The organism is Marinoscillum sp. MHG1-6 (assembly GCF_024714475.1).
Classification (GTDB): Bacteria; Bacteroidota; Bacteroidia; order Cytophagales; family Cyclobacteriaceae; genus JAMZMI01.
This window is the reverse complement of sequence record NZ_JAMZMI010000002.1, coordinates 190,426-202,198: the sequence shown is the minus strand read 5'-3', so window position 1 is coordinate 202,198 and position 11,773 is coordinate 190,426. Positions and strand designations below refer to the sequence as shown.

General features: G+C 41.2%; 8 protein-coding genes. 7 read left to right on the top strand and 1 reads right to left on the bottom strand.

What is annotated here, in order from left to right:
• Nucleotides 1-18: 18 nt before the first annotated feature.
• The 3 genes from NXR94_RS04685 to NXR94_RS04675 all read left to right on the top strand — a co-directional run bounded on the left by NXR94_RS04685 (nucleotide 19) and on the right by NXR94_RS04675 (nucleotide 2,160).
• Nucleotides 19-807, top strand: coding sequence for a hypothetical protein (locus NXR94_RS04685; protein ID WP_258103424.1), 789 nt, complete (start codon nucleotides 19-21; stop codon nucleotides 805-807).
• 10 nt (nucleotides 808-817) lie between these two features.
• Nucleotides 818-1,258: a hypothetical protein gene (locus NXR94_RS04680; protein ID WP_258103423.1), complete on the top strand. Its 441-nt coding sequence runs from the start codon at nucleotides 818-820 to the stop codon at nucleotides 1,256-1,258.
• A 77-nt stretch (nucleotides 1,259-1,335) separates the two neighbouring features.
• Nucleotides 1,336-2,160, top strand: a complete 825-nt coding sequence (locus tag NXR94_RS04675; RefSeq protein ID WP_258103422.1) for a hypothetical protein — start codon at nucleotides 1,336-1,338, stop codon at nucleotides 2,158-2,160.
• Here NXR94_RS04675 and NXR94_RS04670 read toward each other — a convergent pair whose 3' ends face one another.
• Nucleotides 2,161-3,483 carry a caspase family protein gene (locus NXR94_RS04670; protein ID WP_258103421.1) on the bottom strand — a complete coding sequence of 441 codons (1,323 nt, stop codon included), beginning with the start codon at nucleotides 3,481-3,483 and terminating at the stop codon, nucleotides 2,161-2,163.
• Nucleotides 3,484-3,817: 334 nt separating this feature from the next.
• Here NXR94_RS04670 and NXR94_RS04665 point away from each other — a divergent pair, with 334 nt between their 5' ends.
• Genes NXR94_RS04665 through NXR94_RS04650 form a run of 4 tightly spaced genes read left to right on the top strand, consistent with a single transcriptional unit; the run spans nucleotide 3,818 to nucleotide 11,764 of the window.
• A complete protein-coding gene (locus NXR94_RS04665) occupies nucleotides 3,818-4,840 on the top strand; it encodes a hypothetical protein (RefSeq protein WP_258103420.1) in 1,023 nt (340 codons plus the stop codon).
• 25 nt (nucleotides 4,841-4,865) lie between these two features.
• Nucleotides 4,866-6,485 (top strand): sodium:solute symporter, encoded by a 1,620-nt coding sequence (locus NXR94_RS04660; RefSeq protein WP_258103419.1) that lies wholly within the window; start codon nucleotides 4,866-4,868, stop codon nucleotides 6,483-6,485.
• Entirely contained in the window at nucleotides 6,470-7,951 is a 1,482-nt protein-coding gene (locus NXR94_RS04655; protein ID WP_258103418.1) for a sulfatase, read from the top strand. Before NXR94_RS04660 ends, NXR94_RS04655 begins: the two co-directional genes overlap by 16 nt.
• A gap of 27 nt (nucleotides 7,952-7,978) precedes the next feature.
• Entirely contained in the window at nucleotides 7,979-11,764 is a 3,786-nt protein-coding gene (locus tag NXR94_RS04650) for a hybrid sensor histidine kinase/response regulator transcription factor (RefSeq protein ID WP_258103417.1), read from the top strand.
• Nucleotides 11,765-11,773 lie beyond the last annotated feature (9 nt).

The following is an 11,773-nucleotide window of genomic DNA, read 5'->3' as shown; positions in this document are numbered from 1 at the left end:
TATTAAAATAAGACACACATGAAATTAATATATAAATCCGTTCTATTATTGACTACAGCCTTGCTCTTGACAGCGACAGCACAGGCTCAACTTCTTACACGTGAAAATGTTCAAAGCCAAATCGTTGCTGGCACAAGGCCAGTTGCAGGTGATTTCGGTTACTCTCTTGGAGCGAGCTTTGTGGAGATCAAAGAAATGATCAATGACAAAATAAATGTCAGAGGCCTTCCTTTGATGAATTTCAGATATTATTTATTTGATGATTTGGAGCTTCGTTTAGGTGCTCAGATCTACAGCAAGTCTCGAAAATATGAGGGTGAGCTAGAGAACCAGATTGGTAGAGAAGACTTTACAGATAAAGAGTCTTATATGAGATTAATGCCAAGTGTTAACTATCACTTTGCAAGTAACAACTGGTTGGATACCTATGTAGGAGCCGGAATCATTGTTGGTAAGGAAAAAGATGAAATTGTCACCAATGACAAAACCAACCTTACAGGTGATTTCTATGCAAAGAGCATGTCAAAAAGCACTTTAGATTTAGGTTATAATCTGATGTTCGGTGTTCAGATGTTTATTGCAGACCTGCCATTGGCACTGGGCGTTGAAACATCTATCAGAGGATTGAGGAAAGGTAAAGTAGAATATCAGACAGATGTTCAATCATCTGTTGGAGGTGTTACTACCAACCAGACTTACTACCAACTGGATGAGACCAGCACGGTCCAGTACAAATCCCTTAAATATTCAAAAAGTGAAGTTGGAGCTGACGTAAGAGTGGCGCTGACATATTTTTTCAGAAATTAATTCTTGAGGCATGAGAAACTTATTTATAGCCATATTCGCAATTCTGGCTCTATCATCGTGCAGCAACTATCTAACACTGAGTGAGAAACGTACGATGTCACTGACACCGGATTTTGTTAGACTAGATGTTAGACTGGATGATTTTGAATACCTCGGGACAACGGAAATCTCTGTTCAGTCAAGAGAGTATTTTGGGTTCATTCAGAAAATCGACTCAATTAACAATAGAGCCTACAATTATAGAGATGTACGTATTGTAGATCTTATGGGAAAACAGGATATCAGACTAAAAGGAGAGATGAAAAAAGCTCTTTACAAAGTAGTTGATGAATATCCTGAAGCTACCTATTATATGGTAGAGAGCGACTATCAGCAAATTAGCCGTTCTTTTATGGGAAGACAAACCGTGCGGAAAATGCAGATTCAGGCATTTAAGTACAAGATTAATTAGTGATATCCCTGGGTGACTTTTGATTATTCAGAGCATATAGTAATATTCGTGCTGGAAATTAGGAATAAAACAACTAGATGAAAATTATTCGTTGGAACCTCATCCTCATTGTTTTGGGGATGTTCGGCATGTCGTGCTCTCAGGATAATCAGGAGTCACCCATTATTGTAAACCTCAAGCCGGTTGATATTCAACTGGAGGCTTCCAGTGGTGATTTGCTGTTCATTACTGTTGAGGCCAGAACCAATCAGGGTTCAGAAATTCTCCTTAATATTGAATCACTGGATGATCAATACGGTATTCTATCGCTGCTTGATACCTCCTTTTCTTTCCGATCAATCAATTTCCGATACGCTTACAGGGTACCTGATTATGAAGATTCGACAGAAGTGACGATGATTTTTAGCTTGGCCAATGATGTGAATGACCAGATTCAGGTAGCGAAAAAAATTCTGGTGAATAAGGGAAGTAAGTTTATTGAGGAGACCACAGGTCATAATATGTTTTCTACATTATCAGATAAGCCAAATGGCTTCTCATTGGCTGAATTAAGCACGGGATATACCACTGACTCTGCAACCTTCGAGGCTGACATATATGATGGCTCAGTAGTTGAAGATGATGGTGATACCCTTTCCAGGGTTTGGATGAGTCAATCAGATATTGGTTTTGTCCAGTTCAATGGATTTGATTTTGCCTCGGCTACAGCTTCTTCGATAAGCAGTGCCTATAAAAATGGGTTGTCGGTATCTAAAGCTATTGAAATCAAAGATAATGACATCTATATTGTTGGGAGAGGAAGTACTGCCTTGGCAGCCATTCAAGTTATAACCGTAGTTGATCAGTCAGGAGTTAATAACGATAAGTACACGTTCAGTGTAAAATCGATTCAGACTAATTAATCATCTAAAAATGGCCTGATCCAAAGGGAAGCTGCGAATTGCTCGCACATAATGATTGCTGTACTTGTCAAAATCGTAGGTCTTTCCCGATTCAAAGCTCAATCCCCATGCATTACTGTAACCGCTTTTGGACGAGCTCCAATAGGTATCCAGCATAAAGTCACCAATTCCTTCTTGCTTGAGGTTTTGGTACATGGTGATGAGTTGATCTTTGTTGGGGAGCACCCAATCGTCGTACCCTTCGAAGACTAATTTCTGGCAGGATTCAACGGCTTTTTGCCAAGGAACCTCGGCACCTCTTCCCTGATCGAAGGTCATCATCACATATCCCAGATTACTATCTTCATTAATGTCGAAGATCATTCCTCCCTGGTAGGGTACGCCGTAGAGATATTTTAACGGAGCACCCATGTCCAACAGTTGGGTGACTGAAACTCCAGATTTTAGCACGTCTTCAATGTGCACTCTTGCCTTGAAGGCAGACCCCATTTGTCCACGATCAAGAGTCATTGGTTTATTGGGGTCAGATTTGGGGATGTTGGCAGCTACTTCCTGTAGCTGATTATCAAAGTCATCTGCCTCAGATTCGCTATTCCCATTAAAGTAAAACTTTCCGGTAAGTTGTGACCACTCCTGTGGATTTTGAGCATTGTTGCTGAGGTCTCTGACCTCAACTCTAGTCTGGATAAAAACATCTTCTATTCGTTGAGGCTGTTTCATTTGCTCGCTGAGAACAGAGGTATATAAGCCATTTCCCCCATCACCATCCGACGCGGTAGCACCTGCACTGGTAGCAAATGCGATAATGGTTCCACTGGGGGCAGGCATGGCGTTAAATCCTGATTCTCCGCCTCGCGACCATGTTTTAAAAGGATCGTTTCTACAGGCATCCAGTATGACAATGTTTACATTATCCGGGTACCGTTCGAACTGGGAGACTACTTTGGATACATCCACCGCCTCAAACTGAGCGGCCAGCTTATCTTCCAGTTTTGCATCAACGGGTAGGAGGTAGTTTACACCATTGACCTGAATACCATGACCGGCGTAATAGAATAAGGCTACATTATAATCCTTGAGGAGTTTGCTGTATTCATAAATGGAAGTTTCCATTTCGACTTTGCTCGCATTTTCTTTCTTGATCACCTCAAAGCCCAGATCGCTTAATGTTTTTGCAATGAGTCGGGCGTCATTCACAGGGTTTTTCAATACCCCGCTATTCTTATATTCTGAGTTACCAATAATAAGGGCAAGTCTTCTTTCCTGTGCGATAGCAGAGAGGGTTAGCACAGTTAGAATGGCGTAAAGTACTTTTCGTAGCATAAATATGCATTTAATGGCGGATAAATATAAAGTTAGTGGTGATGGTGCAGAATTTCAATATACCTGCCAAAAACAAAGCCAATGAAGATGTAAGGAGAGATAAAGGGTTTGCAAAAAAAGAACTGGAAAAGGAATTGCGAGGGGGTGCTTGATACCTTAGGGAACTACTCTCCATAACATAAGTACAGTATCATCCTGTGGATTAACAATTTGATGAAGAGTCTCATTAAATAACCCTTCTGACCATTTCTTCAATCTTCTTGACCAGTTAGTAAACCTGATCCCTCCTCAGCGATAATAATTTTGGAATGCTAATTAATCACTTTTTGAATTTATGAAACTACAAAAGCATTCGGCTAATCCTATATTAAAACCAGAACCAACCAATGCATGGGAGGAACTGGTTGTTTGTAATCCTGGTGTTTATAGGGATGGAAATACCTTCTATATGTTATATCGCGCAGCCGGGAATGATGATGAGCACGTCATTCGCTTTGGATTGGCAACGAGTGAAGACGGAGTTCATTTTGAAAGACAAAGTAACGAGCCAGTTTTAGGACCAAGTGATCATGGTCCGGACATGGGTTGCGTAGAAGATGCACGAATCGTGAAGTTTGATGAATATTTCTATGTGACCTATGCTTTTCGACCATTTCCTCCTGGGCAATACTGGAAGTTCAAACATGATCAGGTACTTACACAGGAGCATGGTGCCCTTGCACCTCATTTCATCAAACGAAATATGGCCAATTCAGCATTGGCCATGACGAAGGACTTCAAAAGCTGGATCAGACTTGGAAGGATCACGGATTCCAATTTAGATGATCGGGACGTCATTCTTTTTCCTGAAAAGGTCAATGGAAAATTCGTCATGCTTCACCGCCCAAAAGAGTGGGTAGGTGAAAACTGGGGTGGTCATAAATATCCTGCAATTTGGATTCGTAGTAGTGATGATATGTTAGTATGGAATGAACCAAGCAATTTATTGCTAAAGGGGACACCAAATAGCTGGGAAGAAAAGGTTGGAGGAAGTACACCTCCATTGAAAACGGATAAGGGTTGGCTCGTGCTTTACCATGGAGTAGAGACTGGTGGAACTGGTTACTACCGGGTTGGAGCATTGATGCTTGATTTAAATGACCCCACTAAAATTATCGGCAAAACCAGGCACTGGATTATGGAGCCGGAGTTTGATTATGAAATTGATGGGTATTACAAAGGTTGCGTTTTCCCTACGGGTAATGTGATCGTGGACGACACGCTGTATGTCTATTATGGTGGTGCAGACAAATACATAGGCTTGGCCACATGCAATGTGAATGAACTGATTGACTTCACTCTCTCTCAACCATTTTGAAAAGAATAAATAAAATCAAGTCGTAATGTACCTATTTACAAACGGTCCGGAATGGGCAACAGGGTTGGCCTGGGTGGATGTCATCCTAATACTCATCTATTTCATTTTTATTGTCATGCTCGGTGTGAAATACGGAACGAGCAAGGATACGGATAGCTACTTTCTGGCCGGGCGGGGCATGACATGGCCCATAATAGGGTTTTCATTATTTGCCGCCAGTATCTCTAGTTCCACGCTAATCGGGCAGGCAGGTGATGCTTACAGCACCGGCATTGCCGTGTTCAATTACAATCTTATGTCGGTGATTGTTATGGTATTTTTTGCATGGTTCATCCTACCATTTTATATCAAGTCAGGCATTTTCACCATTCCGGAATTTCTTGAGAAGAGATTCAGTGTTCACTCACGCTATTATTTCTCTGCTATTACTATTGTGGTGAACATTTTCTTAGATGCGGCGGGATCATTGTACGCTGCGGCTATCGTTATGAAGCTGGTATTTCCTCAAGTTTCCTTAATGCTTTTAGCAGTCATTTTTGCAATCATTGTGGCGGCCTATACCATACCAGGCGGACTGTCTGCAGCCATACGGGTTGACTTGTATCAAGGGATTTTCTTGCTTGTCGGATCTATAATTTTGACCTACTACGCATCAGTAAATGGCGGGGTCGATTACATCAAAGACTTAGTTGCTCATGGCGACTATCTAATGAAATTGTTACGACCGATGGACGATAGTTCGGTTCCCTGGTTGGGGATGCTTGTTGGTATTCCAATTCTGGGATTATTCTTTTGGGGTAATAATCAACAGCTTGTACAGCGTGTCCTTACTGCAAAGTCAGTGGACGAAGGGCGTAAAGGGGTTTTGTTAGTTGGGTTTCTCACAGTAATTACCCTGTTTGTCATCATCATTCCGGGAATTATGTCTATCAAATTGTTTCCCAACCTTGATAAACCTGACATGGTTTACCCGAACATGATTTTGAATTTAATGCCTAACGTGCTTATTGGTTTTATGATGGCAGCTATGGTTGCTGCACTCACTTCTTCATTGAGCGGATTATTAAACTCAGTAGCTACACTGTTTACGATCGATTTTTATAATAAAATGAGCCCTGAGGCATCAAGTCAAAAGCAGGTTAAAATTGGTCGGATAGTGTCTATGATTGTACTGGTCATAGCCGTTTTTTGGGCACCTCAAATTGGACAACGCTTTGGTACATTACTCAAATACTATCAAGAGATGCTTTCGATTATGGCACCTCCGATTGTTGCCGCCTTTATTGTTGGTATATTCTGGAAAAGATCCAATTGGAAAGGGGCTTTCTTCGGCCTGATAGGAGGGGTATTGCTTGGTGTAGCCAATCTAATCTTTAAGATCGGTACCGGCGTTTCACTCTTTGGAGATATTCATTTCCTTCTTACTGTGCCGATTTATTTTCTATGGAGCTTGCTGCTTATGATAGTAATTAGCTTGATGACAAGTCCACCGGAAAAAGAAAAGGTAGAAAACCTGACATTCAGGCTCTCTGATTTCAAAAAGGAAACTGAGGAGCTGAAGTCGGTGAGTCTGAGTTCAAATTATCGCTTTTGGTCTTATCTTCTGTTAATCTTTTGCTTGATCATATTATGGATATTCAAATAATCACGAAGCATTTGCCCGCATTGATACTGGTCATTTTTTGTTCCTCTTGTGCTCAGGTTAAAAATGGGAATGATAACGATGATCGACCCAATTTCCTTTTCATTTTGGTGGATGATCAGCCGTTTGACGCACTGGGAATTAATGGACGTTATTCCTTTTTGCAGACCCCAAATATGGACCGGCTAGCAGGTGAAGGAGTTTTGTTCAACAACTTTTTCTGTACGCAATCTATTTGTTCCCCATCCAGAGGATCGTTTCTGACCGGAACCTATCCGCATGTGCATGGTGTAAATCAAAATAATGCCCATGTGGATCCAAATTGGAAAGAACTGCCGCCAATAAGTGTACATCTTCAAAAATCCGGATATCAGACGGCTCACATAGGAAAAATTCACATGGCTCATCTGAAGGGAAAGGATCACATCAGGCCTGGATTTGACTATTGGTACAGTTTCATAGGACAGGGAGCGTATTTTGATCCGATGGTAAATGATAACGGGGAAGAATACCGGGAAACCGGATACATGACGGATATTTTGACCGATAAGGCAGTTAACTGGTTGGAAAAGAACAGAGATTCCAATAAACCATTTTACCTTAATCTTTGGCATAAAAGCGTACATGAAGATCATTCTCCTGCTCCCAGGCATGAGCAACTTTATAGCAGCTATTCATTACCAACGCCCCCATTTGACAGCCATTTAGAAACCTTTTCGGGCAAACCGGAGTGGCAGAGAATTAAAGCTTACGATAGTGAATGGAAAAGCTACATGCCAGTACCTTCTTTGCCGGTAAAAGACTGGCCAATTAAGGGAGATAAGTTTATGAGGCTCCTGAGATGTCTAAAGTCCGTAGATGAATCTTTGGGGAGAGTGCTAGCTAAGTTGGAAGAAATTGGAGAGTTGGACAACACAATCATTATCTTTAGTAGTGACAATGGTTATTTTATGGGGGAGCACACCTACTGGGACAAACGGATTGCCTATGAGAATTCCATCAGGATGCCATTGATTATGCGCCATCCAAAAACCATTGCTCCGAATAGTAAGATAAATGACATGTGTCTGAATATTGATATGGCCCCTACGATATTGGATTACGCAGGTGTTGAAATTCCTGCTTACATGCAAGGAGAATCGATGAGGGAATTATTAGCTGGCAAATCAACTGACTGGAGATCATCATTTATGTTTGAGTATTATGTGGACGATGAGTATCCATACGCAGGACCCAATATGCTGGCTATTCGTACAGATCAATACAAACTGGTAGATAATGATTTAGAAAATGATATAGATGAGTTGTACGATTTGGTCAATGACCCGGGTGAAATGAACAATCTGATAGAAATAGCGGAATATGATTCGCTTGAGGCCTCTTTAAGAATGCAATTAGAGCAGTTAAAGGAGCAATATAAATACAACCCTGATAGGGATTGGTGGCTAAGACAAGCACTGAAGGAATAGAATTTTTGGTTTCATCAATATTGAAAAATGAGAGCTCTCCTCGTATTGGTATTTACCGTAATACTCCTTACAGGAAATAGCCAGCCATACTTTCAGGTAAAGCATATTTCTGTCTCGGATGGCCTCTCAAATGGACGCGTTTATGACATAGAGCGTGATAGCCTTGGTTATATGTGGTGTGCCACAGCAAATGGCCTGACAAGATTCTCGGGCATGTCTCTCAAGAAATATTGGTTCGATTTGGATCAGGTAGCTTCAGATCCCAGTGTGATGAAGTTGATTCATTTTCAAGGGTATTTTTTGGCTGTATTCAAAAGCGGACAGATCTTCCAGTACGACTATAAGGGTGATCGCTGGGAACAGAAGCTCAATTTACCCGGAGAGACGCTGACTACCCTTTCCGGGTTAGATGATCAGTTATTAATTATCGGCACTATAGATGGGTTTTATCTATATGATTTCCAGACAAGCCAAGTCAGTGAAAAGAAGCACCAAAATCTGACCTTTATTCGGCGGATTGAGCAGGTCGGTTCAACAATCTACCTCTCAACCTCCAAAGGTCTACACAGAATGGTTCGAAATGAAGACGGTGATTTGTCGTCCATCGAGATACTCTTAAAAGGCATTGATATCCTTGATTTTGAAATTGACCCTAACGGAGCCATTTGGATCGGAACGGAAAACAATGGACTCTATCGTCTCAAAGATGGTCAGGTAAACAAGGTTAACTTCACTAGTGAAAATCAGCTTTCGGTTAGAGATATAGCCATTGATAAGCAAGGCGATGTTTTGATCGCTGTGGATAGAAAAGGATTTTTTATCACTGATCGACTAGGTCATCTGAAAGCAGAGGTGTCATATGACCCTGATGGAGAAAACGCATTGTCTCAAAACAGCATTACCACCATGTTTGTTGATGATCAGGATGGAATATGGTTGGGCATTGGCGAGATAGGGTTGAATGTCCTTTACCGACAGTCAAATCGGTTTATTAATATTTTTCATCAGCGGTACAGTTCTAACACCATTAACAATGACGCTATCCGATCCATCTATCAGGATAATTATGGTAATCTCTGGTTCGGTACCGAGGACGGGCTAAGCCGAAGGGATCTCCAGGGCAATTGGGAGAATTTCAATGTAGGCCAAAAGGGGGCCATTTTGCCCGTACTGAGTATCGCATATTATCGAAATAAAATGCTACTGGGCACTTACGGGGAGGGGGTCATTGAATTTAAAAATGGTACAACCAGACCTTCCAACCTAAAGTCACTTAAGAGAGTGTTTGCCACCTACGTGGATGATGATTATTTATGGGTAGGAGGTAACGATGGTCCGGTGCATCAGTATTTGGGTGATTCACTTGTGGCTACTTACCGAACAGGGCAGGTGAAAACATTTTCTAAAAAAGATCATCGAACAATGCTCGTTGGCACAGTTGAGGGAGTGTACCAGATCGATACAGAGACTCGAACGGTTGAAAAAAGTACATTCAACAACTCATTGGTGAGTAATATCTACTCCTTGTATTTTGATCCAAAAAGTCAGGTACTTTGGATTGCTAACGATAATGGACTCTCAAGATATGACTACAGAACCAACACTTACAACCAAATCGGAGTATTAAGTGATGCGTCGGGAGCCGTTTATTCTGTGTTACAATATGGTGAAAATGAACTTTGGGTTGCTGCAGAAAAGGGGCTTTTTAAATATAAAATCAGGGAGGATTGGTTTAGGAAATATGGAAAAGAGGATGCGCTAACTGTTGAGGAGTTTGGGTTCGGTGCTGGTTCAAAACTTATGGATGGAAGATTTGCCTTTTGTGGTCCGAACGGCGCCGTATTATTTGATCCTTATCAGATAGAGGTTGACAATAGTGAGCCGAAAATTTTTGTTTCAGACCTATTTATCAATGGCAGCCTTGTTGATGACCTTGGTTTTGGAAGAGTGAATTTTTCCGAGAATATAGAGCTTTTGCATAATCAAAACACCTTGAGATTTAATATCGATTACCTGAAAATGCACGGGTCTAAGGATTTTGTGTTGAACTGGAAATTGGATGGGTTTGATGACCAGGAGCAAATGGCCAATAATCAGCAAAGCATTGTTTACAGAAACCTAAGTCCCGGAAAATATGAGTTGAGAGCATCTGTAGTAAGTGCAGACGGTGTTCAATCATCGAACGAGGTTTTTTTAAATATTAAAATCAAGCAACCCATCTGGTTGAAATGGTGGGCCTTCGTGATTTATGCCGTCATCGTATTTTTACTGACCTATGCCGCGAGATCCGTCATTATATCCCGACATGAGCGAAAGATCAGTGATGAGAAAATAAAATTCTTCATCGATGTAGCACATGATATTCGTACTCCTGTTTCCCTTATTCGCCTTGCGTCTGATCAAATTTTGAAAAGACAAAATGTGGAGGAATCCGTACAGGTTATCAACAGATATACACGCAATCTGAATGAATATGTGACGGAATTGTTGGATTTCCAGAAGTCAGAAAGAAAAATGCTGACCATTCTGGCGACAAGTTTCAATCTTTCTGAATTGATCAAATCTACGATTCAGGATTTCCACATCATGATCGAACAAAAGGAAATTGAGTTGAACGTAGATGTGCCTGATGATTTAACCATTTGGGGAGACAAGGTGCAGGTCGGTCGGGTGCTCACCAATTTGGTCTCCAACGCCATCAAATACAATCGCGATAAAGGCTCAATTAATTTGTATGTAGAGCGTACCGAAACAAATACGAAGGTTTTCATCAAGGACACAGGGGTAGGGATCCCTGACAACCAGATTGATAAAATTTTTGAGCGCTTTCACAGGGCAAGCAATGCGCTAGTCAATGAAGTACGAGGAACTGGTATTGGACTGGTGCTCTCCAAGCGGATTATTGATTTGCACAAGGGGAGTCTTACTTGCACATCTGAGGAAAGCAAAGGGTCGACCTTTTGCATGGAGATGCTGAATGGAAAAAATCATTTCGCTCTCAATGAACTAAAATTGGAGGACAATTCAGAGGGCATTGCCCGTCTAACAGAATCTAACATCAAAGGGAAAAAGTCAATCCTGGTTATTGAAGATAATCCCGATATCCTTTCTTACATCGAAAAATCTCTTTCTACTGACTATTTCGTGATCACATCCAATAACGGAAAAGAGGGGCTATTCAAATTCTTCGATCAAAAACCGGATATGGTCATTAGTGATGTGATGCTTCCAGGAATGAACGGAAAGGAAATTTGCCATATGATAAAATATGACAGTCATTTTCGCCAGACGCCTGTCATACTAATAACAGCTCTCGCTGGTGCAGATGATAAAGTTGCAGGCCTTGAGGTGGGTGCTGACTATTATCTGGAAAAGCCATTTGACATTCAGGTGCTTATACTTGCCGTGAAAAATCTGCTTAAGAGGAAGCAACTCAACCAGGAAATAGAACCCAGTCAATCCAATCGGGGGGTTGAAAGCCCTGAGGAAAACTTGCTATCCAGTGTGATTGCAATAATTAATGGAAACATTTCCAACCACGAATTTTCAATTGACGAGCTCTGCGAAAAGGTAGGATTAAGTCGATCCAACTTGTTTAGAAAGGTCAAATCTATCTCCGGGTTATCTCCTTCGGATCTTATCCAGGAGATAAAAATGAATAAGGCTAAGGAACTATTGAATAGTGAATTACATGCTCGTATAGACAATGTGGCCTACAAGACGGGCTTTAATGATCCTCGTTATTTCAGTACGCTGTTTAAGAAACATTTCGGAATGACACCGACCGAATATCAAGCCAAACAGAGGGCTTAACGCCCATTA